This window comes from Mannheimia sp. ZY171111 (genome assembly GCF_017750945.1).
GTDB lineage: Bacteria > Pseudomonadota > Gammaproteobacteria > Enterobacterales > Pasteurellaceae > Mannheimia > Mannheimia pernigra.
Window position 1 is genome coordinate 1,210,708 of record NZ_CP046532.1, and the last position, 16,512, is coordinate 1,227,219.

22 protein-coding genes and 2 tRNA genes are annotated in these 16,512 nt (G+C 41.6%); 10 read left to right on the forward strand and 14 right to left on the reverse strand.

The features are described 5' to 3' along the window. Nucleotides 1-25: 25 nt before the first annotated feature. The 10 genes from glyQ to xerC all read left to right on the forward strand — a co-directional run bounded on the left by glyQ (nucleotide 26) and on the right by xerC (nucleotide 8,095). The gene (gene glyQ / locus GM698_RS05885; protein WP_209289079.1) at nucleotides 26-934 is read left to right on the forward strand and encodes a glycine--tRNA ligase subunit alpha; all 909 of its coding nucleotides are present in this window, start codon (nucleotides 26-28) and stop codon (nucleotides 932-934) included. Then, nucleotides 934-1,191 (forward strand): hypothetical protein, encoded by a 258-nt coding sequence (locus tag GM698_RS05890; RefSeq protein WP_371739879.1) that lies wholly within the window; start codon nucleotides 934-936, stop codon nucleotides 1,189-1,191. Before glyQ ends, GM698_RS05890 begins: the two co-directional genes overlap by 1 nt. Before the next feature lie 45 nt (nucleotides 1,192-1,236). Then, nucleotides 1,237-1,854, forward strand: a complete 618-nt coding sequence (locus GM698_RS05895; RefSeq protein ID WP_176809505.1) for a PIN domain-containing protein — start codon at nucleotides 1,237-1,239, stop codon at nucleotides 1,852-1,854. A gap of 105 nt (nucleotides 1,855-1,959) precedes the next feature. Then, on the forward strand, nucleotides 1,960-3,009 hold the full coding sequence (locus GM698_RS05900; RefSeq protein WP_209289080.1) for a YhcG family protein: 1,050 nt from the start codon (nucleotides 1,960-1,962) through the stop codon (nucleotides 3,007-3,009). 32 nt (nucleotides 3,010-3,041) lie between these two features. Beyond that, nucleotides 3,042-3,401: an endonuclease domain-containing protein gene (locus GM698_RS05905; protein WP_209289081.1), complete on the forward strand. Its 360-nt coding sequence runs from the start codon at nucleotides 3,042-3,044 to the stop codon at nucleotides 3,399-3,401. Nucleotides 3,402-3,635: 234 nt separating this feature from the next. Next, on the forward strand, nucleotides 3,636-5,717 hold the full coding sequence (gene glyS / locus GM698_RS05910) for a glycine--tRNA ligase subunit beta (protein ID WP_209289082.1): 2,082 nt from the start codon (nucleotides 3,636-3,638) through the stop codon (nucleotides 5,715-5,717). Between the two features lie 73 nt (nucleotides 5,718-5,790). Next, a complete protein-coding gene (locus GM698_RS05915; protein WP_176809506.1) occupies nucleotides 5,791-6,234 on the forward strand; it encodes a hypothetical protein in 444 nt (147 codons plus the stop codon). A 42-nt stretch (nucleotides 6,235-6,276) separates the two neighbouring features. Continuing rightward, a complete protein-coding gene (locus GM698_RS05920; RefSeq protein WP_209289083.1) occupies nucleotides 6,277-6,735 on the forward strand; it encodes a hypothetical protein in 459 nt (152 codons plus the stop codon). Between the two features lie 68 nt (nucleotides 6,736-6,803). Beyond that, nucleotides 6,804-7,094, forward strand: coding sequence for a DUF5377 family protein (locus GM698_RS05925; RefSeq protein WP_176807715.1), 291 nt, complete (start codon nucleotides 6,804-6,806; stop codon nucleotides 7,092-7,094). Between the two features lie 89 nt (nucleotides 7,095-7,183). Beyond that, complete coding sequence (xerC, locus tag GM698_RS05930) at nucleotides 7,184-8,095, forward strand: tyrosine recombinase XerC (RefSeq protein ID WP_176807714.1); 912 nt, start codon at nucleotides 7,184-7,186, stop codon at nucleotides 8,093-8,095. Nucleotides 8,096-8,097: 2 nt separating this feature from the next. Here the strand turns inward: xerC and GM698_RS05935 are convergent, their stop codons facing one another. From GM698_RS05935 to coaA, 14 genes are all read right to left on the reverse strand, one after another. Beyond that, nucleotides 8,098-8,469 (reverse strand): YbaN family protein, encoded by a 372-nt coding sequence (locus GM698_RS05935; RefSeq protein ID WP_176807713.1) that lies wholly within the window; start codon nucleotides 8,467-8,469, stop codon nucleotides 8,098-8,100. Between the two features lie 160 nt (nucleotides 8,470-8,629). Further along, nucleotides 8,630-8,719: transfer RNA gene (locus GM698_RS05940), tRNA-Ser, on the reverse strand. A gap of 79 nt (nucleotides 8,720-8,798) precedes the next feature. Next, nucleotides 8,799-8,888 (reverse strand) — tRNA-Ser (locus tag GM698_RS05945). 91 nt (nucleotides 8,889-8,979) lie between these two features. Beyond that, a complete protein-coding gene (gene trmA / locus GM698_RS05950; RefSeq protein ID WP_209289084.1) occupies nucleotides 8,980-10,071 on the reverse strand; it encodes a tRNA (uridine(54)-C5)-methyltransferase TrmA in 1,092 nt (363 codons plus the stop codon). Between the two features lie 73 nt (nucleotides 10,072-10,144). Next, the gene (locus GM698_RS05955) at nucleotides 10,145-10,477 is read right to left on the reverse strand and encodes a DUF413 domain-containing protein (protein ID WP_159628693.1); all 333 of its coding nucleotides are present in this window, start codon (nucleotides 10,475-10,477) and stop codon (nucleotides 10,145-10,147) included. A gap of 177 nt (nucleotides 10,478-10,654) precedes the next feature. Beyond that, nucleotides 10,655-10,903 (reverse strand): succinate dehydrogenase assembly factor 2, encoded by a 249-nt coding sequence (locus GM698_RS05960; protein WP_159628692.1) that lies wholly within the window; start codon nucleotides 10,901-10,903, stop codon nucleotides 10,655-10,657. Then, entirely contained in the window at nucleotides 10,903-11,847 is a 945-nt protein-coding gene (gene ispH / locus GM698_RS05965; RefSeq protein ID WP_209289085.1) for a 4-hydroxy-3-methylbut-2-enyl diphosphate reductase, read from the reverse strand. Before ispH ends, GM698_RS05960 begins: the two co-directional genes overlap by 1 nt. Further along, nucleotides 11,848-12,333, reverse strand: a complete 486-nt coding sequence (lspA, locus tag GM698_RS05970; protein ID WP_159628690.1) for a signal peptidase II — start codon at nucleotides 12,331-12,333, stop codon at nucleotides 11,848-11,850. An 85-nt stretch (nucleotides 12,334-12,418) separates the two neighbouring features. After that, nucleotides 12,419-12,757 (reverse strand): nitrogen regulatory protein P-II, encoded by a 339-nt coding sequence (gene glnB, locus GM698_RS05975; protein WP_176807709.1) that lies wholly within the window; start codon nucleotides 12,755-12,757, stop codon nucleotides 12,419-12,421. 8 nt (nucleotides 12,758-12,765) lie between these two features. Then, a complete protein-coding gene (mog, locus tag GM698_RS05980) occupies nucleotides 12,766-13,371 on the reverse strand; it encodes a molybdopterin adenylyltransferase (RefSeq protein WP_159628688.1) in 606 nt (201 codons plus the stop codon). Then, entirely contained in the window at nucleotides 13,368-14,279 is a 912-nt protein-coding gene (gene ccmI / locus GM698_RS05985) for a c-type cytochrome biogenesis protein CcmI (RefSeq protein ID WP_209289086.1), read from the reverse strand. Before ccmI ends, mog begins: the two co-directional genes overlap by 4 nt. Then, nucleotides 14,276-14,758, reverse strand: a complete 483-nt coding sequence (locus GM698_RS05990) for a cytochrome c-type biogenesis protein (protein WP_176807707.1) — start codon at nucleotides 14,756-14,758, stop codon at nucleotides 14,276-14,278. Before GM698_RS05990 ends, ccmI begins: the two co-directional genes overlap by 4 nt. A gap of 7 nt (nucleotides 14,759-14,765) precedes the next feature. After that, nucleotides 14,766-15,308 carry a DsbE family thiol:disulfide interchange protein gene (locus GM698_RS05995; RefSeq protein ID WP_209289087.1) on the reverse strand — a complete coding sequence of 181 codons (543 nt, stop codon included), beginning with the start codon at nucleotides 15,306-15,308 and terminating at the stop codon, nucleotides 14,766-14,768. 137 nt (nucleotides 15,309-15,445) lie between these two features. Continuing rightward, on the reverse strand, nucleotides 15,446-16,396 hold the full coding sequence (gene coaA, locus GM698_RS06000) for a type I pantothenate kinase (RefSeq protein WP_209289088.1): 951 nt from the start codon (nucleotides 16,394-16,396) through the stop codon (nucleotides 15,446-15,448). Nucleotides 16,397-16,512 lie beyond the last annotated feature (116 nt).

Here is a 16,512-nt window from a genome sequence, read left to right on the forward strand (position 1 = left end):
TTTTTAAATTAAAGAGTAAATAGTAATGAGCGAGAAATTTAACGTAAAAACCTTTCAAGGAATGATTTTAGCCCTGCAAGACTACTGGGTGAGTAAGGGTTGCACCATCGTACAGCCGTTTGATATGGAAGTGGGGGCAGGTACTTCTCACCCGATGACCTGTTTGCGTGCACTTGGTCCTGAGCCGATGGCATTTGCTTATGTGCAGCCTTCACGCCGCCCGACTGACGGACGCTATGGCGAAAACCCAAACCGTTTACAGCACTACTACCAATTCCAAGTGGTAATTAAACCGTCCCCAGATAACATTCAAGAACTCTATTTAGAGAGCCTAAAAATGCTCGGCTTCGACCCAACCCAAAACGACATTCGTTTCGTGGAAGACAACTGGGAAAACCCAACGCTTGGGGCGTGGGGCTTAGGTTGGGAAGTGTGGCTGAACGGGATGGAAGTGACCCAATTTACCTACTTCCAACAAGTTGGCGGCTTAGAATGTAAGCCAGTAACGGGCGAAATCACCTATGGCTTAGAGCGTTTGGCGATGTATATTCAAGGCGTGGACAGCGTTTATGATCTTGTTTGGTCAGACGGCGAGCTGGGCAAAACCACCTACGGCGATGTGTTTCACCAAAACGAAGTGGAGCAATCGACCTACAACTTTGAATATGCCGATGTGGATTTCCTGTTCCAATGCTTCGAGCAGTATGAAAAAGAAGCACAGTACTTGTTAGGCTTAGAAAAACCGTTACCTCTGCCAGCTTACGAACGCATTTTAAAAGCGGCTCACAGCTTCAACTTATTAGACGCACGCAAAGCAATTTCCGTCACCGAACGCCAACGCTACATTTTACGCATTCGTGCCTTAACCAAAGGCGTGGCGGAAGCGTATTATGCGAGCCGTGAGGCGTTAGGATTTCCAGGGTGTAAAAAATAATGAAACCGATTTTATATTTCGCCCACTGGTGCCCCGATACCGAGCCGTTTGTTGCTGAACTCAACCGTTTAGGTGTTGAATTTGAACCGTGCGACATCACGCAAAGCGGTGCAAATTTTAAGCCGTTTTTGCGTTTGCGTGATCGCCACGCCGCCTTTAACCACGCCAAAGCCAACGGATATATTGGCATTCCAGCATTGGTGTGGAAGGACGATGTGTATTTAGATCTCGACGAGTTGGAGAGTTCGTTTAAATAACAAGCGGTGAAATTTAGCTAGAATTTTGCAAAATAAGGAGAAAGTATGAAATACGCCTTTATCGATTATGAAAATCTCAATTCATTAGATGGTTTAGCGTTACAAGACTATGATCGTATTTTCCTTTTTATCGGTGCGTCAAATAATCAGACGGATATTCACTTAACCGAAAAATTCAGCGATGAAATCAATATCACCTTAATTAAAATAAAATCCGTTGCCAAAAATAATGTCGATTTTCACCTTGCTTATTATTTAGGAAAATTAGATGAAAAATCGGATAAAAGCGTGGAATTTTATATCCTTTCTAACGATCAAGGATATGACGGCATTTGCGATTTTATTTCGCACAAAAAACAAGGTCGAGTTTGTTTAAGAAAAGGTATTTCGTTTGAAAAGCCAAAAACAAGTGTTGCGAATACAAATAGCACAGCAGAAACGAAATTTAACAATGCTTTTGCTAAATACACGCAACATATGGCAAAGCAAAAAATCAATCGGTTGCCGACTAAACTAAAAGGGTTACAAAATAATATTCGCAGCCACACAGGATTAGTGAATATCAGTGTGAAAGAAGCAGATAAAATAGTGGCAAAAGTGATTGATAAATTGATTGAAAATAAACGAATTAAAATCGTGGATAATAAGGTGAGTTATTTGTAAGCACCCGATACAAGCCGTGTAGGATTAAACATATTGCTGCCTTTAACCCCACGTTCGTGTGAGGAACAAGCGGTTGGATTTAGCGAGAATTTTGCAAAAAAGGTAATGATGACAAATAAAACAGCAGTAATCTCTACGGATAATTCCGCTGAATTTATCGGCGAGATTTCACAACTGATTCATTCGACTAAACAGCGAATGAGTGTGGCGGTTAATGCGGAATTAACCCTGCTTTACTGGCATATTGGTAAGCGAATTAACGACTATATTTTGCAAGGCGAACGAGCAACTTATGGGCAGGAAATTATCAAAAGCTTAGCAAATGGATTAACCACTGAATTTGGAAAAGGTTGGAGCAAACGTAATCTGAATTATATGATGCAATTTGCTACCACTTTTCCTGATATTCAAATTGTGCAATCACTGATTGCACAATTGAGTTGGACGCATTTTACCAAGTTGATCGCAATTGATGAACCAATCAAACGAGAGTTCTATACGACAATGGCAGCCCAAGAAAGATGGTCGGTTCGAACCCTTGATGATCGTATCGGCTCACTGCTTTTTGAACGCACGGCAATTTCCAAAAAGCCTGATGAAACCATTATCGCCGAGCTAAGTTTATTGCGTGAGAAAGGCGAATATAATCAGTCGATGGTGTTGAAAGATCCCTATATTTTGGATTTTCTCGATCTTAACGACCGCTATATGGAAAAAGATCTGGAAGATGCGATCTTGCGTGAAATTGAACAGTTTTTACTGGAATTGGGGGCTGGCTTTACGTTTGTCGCTCGCCAAAAACGGATTCAGATTGATAATGACGATTTCTATATCGACCTGCTGTTTTACAACCGCAAACTCAAACGCCTGATTGCAATTGAACTAAAAACCGAAGCGTTCAAACATTCGCACAAAAGCCAAATGGAGCTTTATTTAGCGTGGCTGGCAAAACACGAGCAAGAAGCGGACGAAAACCCACCGCTTGGGATTATTCTCTGCACCAGCAAAAAGCAGGAGCAAGTGGAATTATTGGATTTGAAAAATTCCGATATTCATATTGCGGAATATATGACGGTGTTGCCGAGTAAAGCCGTGTTGGAACAGCGGCTACATTTGGCGGTGGAAAGAGCGAAAGAGCGGTTTCTGGTAAAATAACAAGCGGTGAAATTTAGCGGAAATTTTGCAAAATGAAACCCTATGTAAGATCGCTTAAACCTAATTCGCAGAAATTACAAACTACTCAGACTGAGGCTGAAAAACGGCTTTGGTATCGTATTAGATGCGATCAACTTGGGTTTCGATTTTATCGGCAAAAACCGTTGCTGACTTATATTGTAGATTTTTACTGCCCAAAAGCAAAGCTAGTGATTGAGCTAGATGGCAGCCAACATTATGAACCTGAACATCAGGCGAATGATAAAATTCGAGATGCAGAATTGGCATCGTTAGGATTGACGGTTTTGCGATTTGATAATTACCGAGTGATGACGGAGATTGACAGTGTGATTGAAGAGATTTGGTTGTATCTTCAATCGGTGGGCGAATAGCGTATTTTCTCCGTGAATTTAGTCTGCCAAATCTCCCCCTCCCCTCTTTGCTAAAGAGGGGTGATCCGTCGAAGAAAATTTATCATTCATTGGGCTATTTACGATCTTGATGAAGAAAGATGAACTATAACTTTGTGGAGATCAAATCCCCCTCTTTAGCAAAGAGGGGCTAGGGGAGATTTGGCAGAAGTGAGAGATTTTTAAGACATAGATTATTTAAATGAGAAATTAACAATGACAACACAAAACTTCCTCGCCGAGATCGGCACAGAAGAGCTGCCACCGAAGGCACTCAAAAAATTAGCGACCGCATTTGCGGAGAATGTAGAGCAAGAGTTGAACCAAGCGGGTTTGGCTTTTGATAAAGTGGAATGGTTCGCAGCCCCTCGCCGTCTTGCGGTGAAAGTGCTGGGTTTAGCAGAGGCTCAACCGAGCAAAGAGGTGGAGAAGCGTGGGCCGGCGGTGTCGGCGGCGTTTGATGCCGAAGGCAAGCCGACTAAGGCGGCAGAGGGCTGGGCGAAAGGCTGTGGTATCACGGTTGAGCAAGCTGAGCGTATCGCCACCGACAAAGGCGAATGGCTGGTACATCGTGCGGTGATTGAAGGGCAACCGACCAAAAACTTGCTGGTGGATATTATTGCTAAATCGCTGGCAAATCTGCCGATTCCGAAAACAATGCGTTGGGGCGATAAGAGCGAGCAGTTCGTACGTCCAGTGCATACCGTCACCCTTTTATTCGGGGCGGAGCTGATTGAGGGCAATATTTTAGGCGTGGTGAGCGGTCGTACCATTCGTGGTCACCGTTTCCTTGGAGAACCTGAGTTCCAAATCGACAACGCGGATCAATATCCGCAGTTATTAAAAGATCGTGGATCGGTGGTTGCCGATTTCAACGAACGTAAAGCGTTAATTCTTGCAAAATCCCAAGAAAAAGCAACCGCTTTGGGCGGCGTGGCGGATATTGAAGAGGACTTGTTGGACGAAGTAACTTCACTTGTGGAATATCCAAATGTCCTCACCGCCAAATTTGAAGAGCGTTTCCTTGCCGTGCCAGCAGAAGCCCTTGTTTATACGATGAAGGGCGACCAAAAATACTTCCCCCTCTATGCAAAGGGAGAGGGCGACAAAGAGGGCAAATTGTTACCGCACTTTATTTTTGTGTCGAATATCAACCCAGAAGACCCGAGCAAAATCATCGAGGGTAATGAAAAAGTGGTTCGCCCACGTTTGACCGATGCGGAGTTCTTCTTCAAAACCGACTTGAAACAGAAATTAGAAGATCAACTGCCACGCCTTGAAACCGTGTTGTTCCAACAACAGCTCGGCACATTGCGTGATAAAACCGCTCGTATTGAATCGCTTGCGGGTGAAATTGCAGCACAAATCGGTGCAGACCAAACCAAAGCGAAACGTGCTGGATTGCTTTCTAAATGCGACTTAATGACGAATATGGTGTTTGAATTTACCGACACCCAAGGTGTGATGGGAATGCACTACGCCCGACATGACGGCGAAGATGAAGAAGTTGCCGTTGCACTCAACGAGCAATATATGCCACGTTTTGCTGGCGATGAATTGCCGAACAGCTTGGTGGCTTGCTCGGTGGCGTTGGCGGATAAATTCGACACACTGACCGGGATTTTCGGTATCGGGCAAGCACCGAAAGGCAGTGCCGACCCATTCGCCCTCCGCCGTGCGGCACTTGGCTCGCTGCGGATTATTGTGGAGAAAAATTTACCGCTTGATTTAACCGACATCGTGGCGAAATCAGCGAAATTGTTTGGTGATAAATTGACCAACACAAACGTGGTGGAAGATGTGGTTGATTTTATGCTCGGTCGTTTCCGTGCGTGGTATGAGAGCGAAGGCATTGCGGTCGATGTGATCCAAGCCGTACTTGCTCGCCACCCAACTCGCCCTGCGGACTTTGATGCCCGTGTGCGTGCTGTATCTCACTTCCGCACACTTGACAGTGCCGAAGCTTTAGCGGCTGCGAATAAGCGTGTGAGCAACATTTTAGCCAAAGCGGACGTTACGATTGGCGAAATTGACTTAACCGCTTGCGTTGAGCCAGCAGAAAAAGCGTTAGCCGAAGCAGTTATCGGATTAAAATCAGAAGTTCAGCCGTTAATTGCTCAAGGTGACTACACGGCAGTATTAGACAAGCTAGCAAATCTTCGCCAGCCTGTAGATAGCTTTTTTGATAGCGTGATGGTGAATGCCGAAGACCAAAAACTCCGCCAAAACCGTCTCGCCATTTTAAGCACGTTGCAAGGATTATTCCTGCAAGTGGCGGATATTTCGCTGTTGCAGTAGTTGCAAAATTTTAATGAAGAAAGACCGCTTGTAAGCGGTCTATGTTGTATCAAAATCTACAAAAGGAAAAAAGATGAAAAAATTACTGCTCTTGATCTCGTTCTCGTTCTTTTTCTCTGCACAGGCCATCGCGTTCGACCCGATTGAAGACGGCTTTGCCCGTGCTGCAAAAGCCTTGCGGAAAAATGATTTAAAACAAGCCGCCGATATTTGGCTTCCTCTTGCCGAACGTGGGCACGCTGGTTCGGAAATTCATTTCTATTACGTGATTACCCAAGAACTGGAATTAGCCAAATCTAACCCTAAAGTCATCTCTTTATTGAAAAAATCAGCTAAATATAATGAATGGGAGCAGATTTTGCTGTGGAAAATTTATACTGAACAGCAAGATTTTGAAAAAGCAGACTATTGGCTGAAAAAACTGGGTAAAACCAAAGAAGAAGCGGAACAACTTTTTCAGAAAGATAAAGCTGATGCCAAAACGGTGTTGGATGATTTTATGAAGTTGTATCAATAAAAATAGGGCTTACAAGCGGTCTTTTTTATAAGGAAATTTACGATGAAATATTATTTAATTTCGTTCGCTTTACTTGGGTTTAGTTCATTCGCTTCGGCAAATGAGGCGCTTATTACCTTATTTGAGTGCACTACGAATAAACAGCAGCATTTGAGTTTAATTGCCTCGAAAGGTCCCACACTGAATTTTAGGCGGCAGGGCGAGGTGGAATATCAGCAAGATGTTGATAAAGCGTATTTGCACCAATACGCCAATGGCACACAGCTTATGGTTCCGCATAAGGGCAAATGGTATCTGTTTGAGGAAACCGAAGCGACCACAGGCGTTACCCATGTTGAGCTGGTGGTCAGAAATGCCAAGACAGGGCGAGTGTTGGAATATCAAGAGTGTGAAAGTGATGCTATTTCCCTCATTCCTCAACTTTCCACCAATGATGTGAAACCGATTCCTGATGATTTAGCCGAATGGCTATTTGAGGTGTCGAATAAATATGTTCCTTAATCGGGCTAGTAAATTGAGCTTGGCTTGATTAAAATGTAGCAAGACTTTATAAAAATGAGGAAAACAGAATGTCAGTAAAAACCGAAGTTTTATTTAGCAATCATTGGAATGTGCGTGTGAGCGATCCGGGCTTTGAAGGTTCGCCAAGTCATTATTTTGAAACGGTTTTTTTAACGCTTGAAGCTGTTATTAACGGAGAAAATATGCATTACGAATTCACTCGTAAAGTTGAAAAAGAAGTGAAAATCCATCGCCGTTTTACTGATGTAAATGAATTATTTGAGTTTCTGGGTGAATATTTGAGCCCTGTCGCACTCGGTAATGTAGGTGTCCGTATTGGGCAGTTGGGTTTAGCCTAATCACTATTTCATTATAAAGATATTTAGTGGGTAGCTTGGCTGCCCATTTGCAATATTTTCTGAAAATCTGACCGCTTGTAAACCTTTCTATGCAAACAAAGAATCCTCTTTTCCAACAAACTCAGCCCTATTGGGATTTTCTGCGAATTGAAAAGCAAGTGAGCCCACATACCTTGAGCAATTATCAACGCCAGCTAATGGCGGTGAGTGAGCTTTTTTCGCAAGCGGGTATCGAGCGTTGGGAAGAGGTGGAAAGTAGTACGGTGCGTTGGATGTTAAGCCAGAGCCATAAGCAAGGGCTAAGTGCGAAAAGTATTGGCTTACGGTTGGTGGCATTGCGTCAGTGGTTTGTCTATTTGGTGAAAGTTGGAAGAGTGAGAGTCAATCCTGCTTTAGGAGTGAAATCGCCAAAAGTGGGTAAACATTTACCTAAAAATATTGATGCAGAGCAAGTGGGGCAACTGCTGGCGATTGAGAGTGATGAGCCGAGCGATTTGCGAGATATTGCAATGATGGAGCTAATGTACAGCTCTGGTTTGCGTTTGTCTGAGTTGCAAGGGCTGGATCTGGGCGATATAGATTTTGCTGCTCAAGAAGTGAGGGTGCAAGGTAAGGGGAGCAAAGAGCGAGTTCTACCGATTGGTTCTCAGGCGTTGAAAGCATTAAAACGCTGGCTGGACGTGCGTTTGCAATTCAGCCCGAAAGAGAATGCCGTGTTTTTGAATAAACGTGGCGGGCGGCTGTCGCATCGTTCCATTCAACTTATAATGAAAAAATGGGGCGAACGGCAAGGGCTGGAAAGCCATTTGCATCCGCATAAATTACGCCACTCTTTTGCTACCCATATGTTAGAGGCAAGTGGCGATTTACGCGCTGTACAGGAATTATTAGGTCACAGTAGCCTTTCGACTACTCAAATTTATACGCATTTGGATTTTGAACATTTAGCAAAAATTTATGATTCTGCCCACCCCAGAGCAAGACGAAAGCGTGAAGAGTAAAATTAAACCGTTTTTGCCTCAAGCGTTTTGATTTTAAAGAAGAAATACCAATATTGAATAATCACTAGAATAGCCAATGCAATTTTTCCACCAATATGCGGTAAGGTTAAAAAGGCAAATAGCGTAAATGGAAAGGAAATGGCTAAAATGGTGATTTTTTGCCTCATCGTCATTGCGCGTTTTTCATCATATTCCTGCAAATATTTTTTATATAACTTAGTTTGAATAAACCACAAATGGATTTTTTCTGAACCTTTGGTAAAGCAGAATAAGGCTAAGAGCAAAAAAGGCGTAGTTGGCAGCCCTGGCAAAACCGCACCGATAACGCCAAGTCCGATACAAATAAAACCGCAGATAATATAAAGTAATTTCATCGTAATTGAGTATAATTGGGTTATTTGAGAATAAATCGCAATTATACTAAAGGAAGCAAAAAAGGATTTCAAACTATTTCTGTGATAGCAAGCGGTTTCTTTTTTCAGGTTTTTTGCAAATAGATATAAAAAACCTGTTGAATGATCAACAGGTTAAATATGGCGGAGGAAGTGAGATTCGAACTCACGGAGGGCGTTAACCCTCGCCGGTTTTCAAGACCGGTGCATTCAACCACTCTGCCATTCCTCCGAGTTGAAAGCTAATTTTTAGATTGTTGTTCTCTTAAAAGAGAAAATCTGCTGATAAATATCAGCAGATCTAAATTTGATGGCGGAGGAAGTGAGATTCGAACTCACGGAGGGCGTTAACCCTCGCCGGTTTTCAAGACCGGTGCATTCAACCGCTCTGCCATTCCTCCGTTGAAAACGTTGCAATAATAGAGATTATTCCCATCACCGTCAAGCAATAAATATTAAAATCTGCTTATTCGTTCTTTTTTTCAGCATAAGTTATTTTTTTATCAACCAAACACCGCTTTCAATATGCTGTGTATAAGGGAATTGGTCGAAAAGTGCTGCCTTTTCAATGCGGTGTGTTTGACTTAACTGTTGTAAATTTTCTACAAGCGTGTTGGGATTGCAGGAAATGTAGAGAATTCTCTCATACGCTTGTACCATATCAAGTGTTGTTTGATCTAGCCCTGCTCGGGGCGGATCAACAAAAATGGTATTGCAATCGTAGGCTTGCAAATCAATGCCTTTTAAACGGTAAAACTCACGCACGCCATTCATCGCTTGGGTAAATTCTTCTGCCGACATTCGGATAATCTGTAAATTCTCCACGCCATTTTTTTCAATATTGTATTGCGCTGATTGCACCGAAGATTTCGAGATTTCCGTTGCCAGCACGTTGCGGAAATGCTCTGCCAATGCAATAGAAAAATTACCGTTACCGCAATAAAGTTCGAGCAAATCGCCCTCGCTATTTTGGGTACAATTTCTCGCCCATTCCAGCATTTTAATGTTCATTTCCGCATTCGGCTGGGTGAAGCTATTTTCCACTTGGCGATAAACGTATTTTTTACCATCAATCGGAAGTACTTCTTCCACATAATCATTGTCTAAGGCAATTTTTTGTTTATTGGCACGCCCAATAATTTGTACTTTAAAATGTTGTTGTTCTAAGCGATGTTTTAAGGCTTTGGCTTGTTCAATCCATTCATCACCAAGCGTTTTATGATAAAGTAATGAAACTGCAATTTCACCACTTAAGGTGCTTAAATAATCAACTTGAAAAAGTTTCCGAGTGAGGATTTCATTGCCTTTGATTTCAGCCAGTAACGCTGGCATCATACGGTTAATGAGTTCACTTGCAATCGGGAAGCTATCTACACGATAACGTTCTTTGGTTTCTTGGTTGAACATAATGTGGTAAAGGGAGCCCTCATCGTGCCAAACTCGAAATTCTGCACGCATACGGAAATGGCTTGGCTTTGAGGCAAATACTTCTAACGCTGGGGCGTTAAAAGGTTTAAGTAAAGCGGTCAAATTTTCGGTTTTTTTTGCAAGAAGTTCGGAATATTGTTCAATCGGAAGTATCATTTTTTACCACAAACAGAGAATGAAAAAACAAACCACGAATTGCTTCGTGGTTTTACTAAAAATAAATTTGAGATTATTCAGCGGCACTGAAATCATCGCCTGCATCGCTGCCGGCATTGCCTGAAAGCGTATAAATGCGTTTGCTTTTGCTGGTAAGCGTACGGTATTTTAGCCATACTTTTTCGATATCGCTTTCTGCACTCTCTTCACCTTTCATTACTGCAACGAAGCGTTTTTCTTCTGTCGTTTTAGGTTTACGTTCGCCGATTTCTAAAGCCAAGCATGCTTGACCAAATTGCTCTAAAGTTTGTGATTCACGAATAGTGTAATCGCCGTGACGAGAGAAGCCACGCGGGTAATTTTTATCATCAAAAAAACGGCGTGTAACGCTAAAACTATCTGCCATAATATGCCTCATTGTTTGGAATTAGGGAAAAGAAAATCGGCATACATTAAACAAAAATAGGGAATAAATCAAGGTTTAATGTAAAAAGCGGTGATATTTTGAGAGTTTTTTGTCAATCGCTGCGATTTGCTAATTTTTTGTGAAAAATGACCGCTTGTAGAGTACCAGCGGTGGGAGCTAGCATTCAACGGTAGAGCGGATCAATTTAATTAACTCCGCAATCTCAGGGGTTGGCGCTGGGGCTTGTAGCATTACCCAGCGGAAGAGTTCTGGGTCGGGGGAAGCGAGCATTTCAACAAAGGCGTGTTGTTGGTTTTCGGTCAGTTTATCAAAATGATTTTGGTAAAATGGCATAATCATTTTGTCTAGCTCACGCATACCACGACGGCATTCCCATTCGAGTTTAAAGCGGTTAATTTCTGCCATTATTTTACCTCTTTGATGCGGAGTTCTTTTGGCACTTCAAAAACCACATCTTCTTCATTGCCGGCAAGGGTTTCTACTTCCGTTACCCCTAATGTTTTTAAGTGTGAAATAACCGATTGGACTAACACTTCAGGGGCTGAGGCTCCCGCAGTAATACCGATGGTTTCAACGCCGTTTAGCCAAGAGGGGTCAATATCTTGCGGCCCATCAATCAGCTTTGCCATCACACCCATTCGAGAAGCAAGTTCAGCTAAGCGGTTAGAGTTGGAAGAATTTTTTGACCCTACCACTAAAACTAACTGTGATTGTTCTGCTAATTTACGCACGGCGTGTTGGCGATTGGTTGTGGCATAGCAAATATCGTTTTTACGAGGGCCTTGAATTGCTGGGTATTTCTCTTTTAACGCCTCAATTACGCCAATAGTATCGTCAATTGAAAGTGTAGTTTGGGTCATAAAGGTGAGTTCATCATTGTTGGATACAGGCAGATTGGTAATATCTTCTACCGATTCAACCAAATAGATCCCCCCTTCTTTGTTATTATATTGCCCCATTGTACCGATGACTTCTGGGTGCCCTTCGTGGCCAATTAAAATGGCTTTTGTGCCTTTGTTGCTAGCACGAGCAACTTGCATATGCACTTTGGTTACTAGCGGACAAGTCGCATCAAACACTTTTAAGTGACGGCGTTTGGCTTCTTGGCGGACTGCTTGAGAAACCCCGTGAGCAGAGAAAATCACAATGGCATCATCAGGTACTTCATCTAGCTCTTCAACAAAAATAGCCCCTTTGGCTTTTAAACCATCTACCACAAATTTGTTGTGTACAACTTCGTGGCGAACGTAGATGGGTGCACCGTGAATGTCTAAGGCTAATTCAACAATCGAAATCGCTCTATCGACGCCAGCACAAAAACCACGTGGGTTTGCTAATAAAATCTTCATTTAATCACTCTTTTTTATTTCTTTTTTGGCGATAAAGGCTTCTAAAATCAGTAAGCCTGCCCCCACACATATCGCAATATCTGCAATGTTAAATACAGGATAATGATAAATATCCCAATAAAAATGGAGAAAATCAACAACATAGCCGTTGTAAGCACGGTCAATCGCATTGCCAATGGCTCCGCCAATAATTAAAGCGTATGCAGAATTTTCTAATTTTTTGACCGCTTGATTTTTCCATAATGCCACAATTAAGGCGATAGAAATCACAATCGCCAATCCTAAAAAGAAATATTTCTGCCAGCCAGAATGCTCGGCAAGAAAGCTAAACGCCGCCCCGTAGTTGCGTGCGTAAGTGAGGTTAAAAATCGGCAAAATCTGGATACTTTCGCCAAATGTAAAATTTTGCACCACGATATATTTTGACCAGAGGTCGATGATGATGGTGACTAAACTAATCCAAAGGAATTTTAATCCTGTTTTCATTTTATATCCGTAGAATAATTTAATTTAAAATAGTGCGTCGTAATGTAATTGACAAGCGGTTGTTTTTGCCTATTTTCTTGCAAAATCAAATCGCCTCTTCATTTTCTTCGCCCGTACGAATGCGAATAACACGCCCAACGTCATAAACAAAAATTTTGCCATCGCCAATTTTGCCTGTTTGAGCCGTTTCCATAATTGCTTGAATGCACGGTTCTTCCAACTCATCAGGAATCACAATTTCGACTTTTACTTTTGGCAGAAAATCAATCGCGTATTCCGCTCCGCGATAAAGCTCGGTATGCCCTTTTTGTCTGCCAAAGCCTTTGATTTCAGTCATACTCATTCCACTAATGCCTAGATCAGTTAAGGCTTCACGCACATCATCTAATTTAAATGGTTTGATGATCGCTTCAATTTTTTTCATTTTCATTCCTATTTTTCTTTACGGGCTGATTTGGGGCGAAAAGTTTCGCATACTTGCGAATTCGTTTCGACATAAATTTCACTTAAAAGTTGTAAACAATAAGGTACAGCACTAAAAATACCTTTTACCAACACCTTGCCGTTTTCATCTTTCACGCCTTCAAGGGTTTCCTTGATGGCTTTTGGCTGCCCTGGCAAGTTGAGAATTAAGCTCTCGTGGCGAATTACACCCACTTGGCGAGAGAGAATCGCGGTTGGCACAAAGTGCAGGCTGACTTGTCGCATCTGCTCGCCAAAGCCGGGCATTTCTCGATGTGCAATCGCAAGCGTCGCATCAGGGGTGACATCTCGTTTTGCCGGGCCTGTTCCGCCAGTGGTTAATACCAAATGGCAAGCGTGGTTATCTACCAAATCAATTAATGTTTGTTCAATGATGGGTTGCTCGTCTGCAATTAGGCGATTTTCTAGCTCGAAGTCATCGCATAATGCAGATTTTAGCCACCTTTGCAGTTCAGGAATGCCTTGATCTTGGTAAACGCCTTGTGAAGCACGGTCAGATACGGAAACCAAGCCAATTTTAAGTTTTTCTTTGCTGAGTAATTTACAAGCGGTCATTTTTTCTCGCCTTTTTGCAATTCTTGTTTTTCTGTTTCGCTTAAATTTGACAACGCCATATTAAAGCTGCGTTCAACCGTGACTTTACGGGGATCTTCGTCTGGTAAGAGCTTTAACATCATTCCCCACGTCATTGCTGCCATTTTAAAATCCTCTTTTTCAAAAGAGTGGAAGGCAAGCAAGCTTAGGGCATTAAAGTTCGTATGATCTTTGCGGATAATCTCTTTTAATAACGCTTCGCCCTGTGTTTTATCTTCTTTTGCTTCAGAGAAAAGTAGAAGCTGGGCGTGGCTTAATTTGTAAGTCAAATTTTCAGGTTTTAGCTGTGCTGCCTTGCTAAAGGCATCGTGAGCTAATTGACCGTCATCTAACGCTATGCCGATTTGTCCAAGCATATACCATTTTTGATCGTCATTTGGATTTTTTTGTAAATCAACACGTAATGCCATCGCAAATTGGTTCATTTCTTCGGTTGAAAGTGGATTTTTGTCTTCAGTTTTCAAACGCTCGTAAAAATAGTCCAATTTTTGATGCGTGGCGTCTAACATTGCACTGGAAAACCAAGAGCCGACATTACCATAAATCGCAAAACTGATGCCGCCTACAAATAGAATGAGTGAAACAAACCACGCTTTGCCGAGCTTTAATTTTTCATTTTGCATAGCGTGTGCTGTTTCAGGAATGTCATCTAATAAGTTTTGTTGTAGCTCTAATTTTGTTTGTTCAGGATCGTCAATAACGCCTTCATTTGTTTCGTTTTCAACTTCTTTTAGACGATCAAAATAGAAGGCTTTGTTTAAGCTGTCGCGTTTGGTCGTATCAATGTGTTTATTTTTTTTCAGTAAAGGATAAAACGCCACGATACCAACAATTAAGGTCATAAAAGTGATTGCTATCCAGAAACTCATTTGCTGTCCTTATTTAATATTTGATTAAGACGTTCTTGCTCATCTTGATTTAAGTGTTGCGTCGGTTTTGCAAAATTTTGCGAAGAATTGACCGCTTGTGGTCTCGCTTTCTTGCGACCAAACACAATACCAAACCCAAATGCAATCAAAATCAACGGCAGAAGCCACAACATTAGCGTTACTGGCGTTATTGGCGGATCGTAGGTGACGAAATTACCGTAGCGTTCAATCATATAATCCACCACTTCCTCTTTATTTTTGCCCTCTTTGAGTAATTCGAGGGTTTTGGTTCGCATATCGGTGGCGATAGTGGCGTTGGAATCCGCAATATTATTGTTTTGGCACTGTGGACAACGCAACTCTTGAATTAAGGCACGGTAATCTGATTCTTGTTGCGGGTTGTCGAATTGGTGAAGTTCAACAGGGGCAGAAAGAGCCACAGAGCTTGCAAAAATAAAGAATAGGCTAAACTTTTTCATCTTTTTATCACTCTTTTAATTTGTCATAAATCGGTTTAAGCACTTGATTCCATACTTGGTCATTTACATCGCCTGCGTGGCGGTATTTGATGATGCCATTGCCATCAATAATAAAGGTTTCAGGTGCACCATAAACGCCTAGATCTAAGCCGAGTGAGCCTTTAGGATCAAAAATAATCGCTTTATATGGATTACTGTAAGTCGCTAAGAATTTCATCGCTTTTGTGCGTTCGTCTTTGTAATCAATGCCAACAATTTCTACCCCTTGTTTAGCAAGCAAAGTTAAATATTCGTGTTCAGCATAACAAGTCGGGCACCAAGTTGCCCACACATTTAAGAGGCGAGGAGTGCCAGTTTTTACGACGTTTTGATCAATTTGCGCTTTTTCATCTAGCAAGGATTCCAAACGGAAATTTGGAATAGTTTTGTCAATCAGGGCAGATTCCAATCTTTTCGGGTCATCACCTTGTGAGTTGCGTGTAAGTTGTACCATAAAGGCTACAGATAATGCTAAAAAAAGAATCAAAGGGAGTAGGAATTTTTTGTTCATTATTTATGCCTAATATCAATCATTAACAAGGTCACTAGCTTACCAAAAAATAGCTGAATAAGCATGGATTTAAATAAACAATCCATTGAGTTTACCCAACGGATTTTAGATCGTGACAAGCGGTCAAAAAAGCTTGATTATTTACGTAATTTTACTGTTTCAATTGCGTGGTCTTGCCCTTTTATCAAAATGAGATTAGCGCGCTCACGGCTGGGTAAAATATTTTTTCGCAAATTCAACCCGTTGATTTCCTCCCAAATTGTGGAGGCTATGTCGATAGCTTCTTGTTCCGATAAACTTGCATAGTGATGGAAGTAAGAATTTGGATCTGCAAAAGCACTGCGGCGGAATTTTAAGAAACGGTTGATGTACCATTTTTTCAGCAATGCTTCTTCTGCATCAACATAAATTGAGAAATCGACAAAATCAGATACAAAGACATTGTGTGGGCTAGAAGGGTAGTTCATTCCGCTTTGTAGCACGTTTAGCCCCTCTAAAATCACAATATCAGGTTGATCAACCACATTAAATTGATCAGGAATAATGTCATAAGTTAAATGCGAATAGATGGGGGCTTTCACATTACGCTCACCTGATTTAATGTCAGATACAAAGCGAATGAGGCTATGAATATCATAAGATTCCGGAAAGCCTTTTTTCTTGAGTAGATTTTTTTCAGTAAGGGTAGCAAGTGGATATAAAAAACCATCGGTAGTAATTAAATCGACTTTTCTCTCTTTAGGATAATGCGAGAGCAGAGCTTGCAAAATACGGGCAGAGGTACTTTTACCAACCGAAACGCTACCAGCAATACTAATAATATAAGGGACTTTCGGTGTTTCAATGCCAAGAAAGCGGTGTAAAACAGTCTGACGTTTTAAATTCTCTTCTATATAGTATTGAATTAGGCGAGCAAGCGGTAAGTAAATTGTACGTACTTCTTCTAAAGAAAGATCTTCATTAAAGCCTAATAGCGGTTTTAAGTCTTGCTCAGTGAGCTTTAAGGGTACAGATTTTCTCAAATCTGCCCATTGGGTGCGATCAAAAGTTAAAAAAGGCGTAATTTTTTGGGTTTTTTCGAGGCTCATTTTGCCAAACTCTCAAATTTTTTGATAATAAATTACTACTTTATAAAGTAAATTGGAGGATAACTATACAATATAAAGCAGGATCTTGCCGTATTTATTAGAAAAATGGCGTTGTT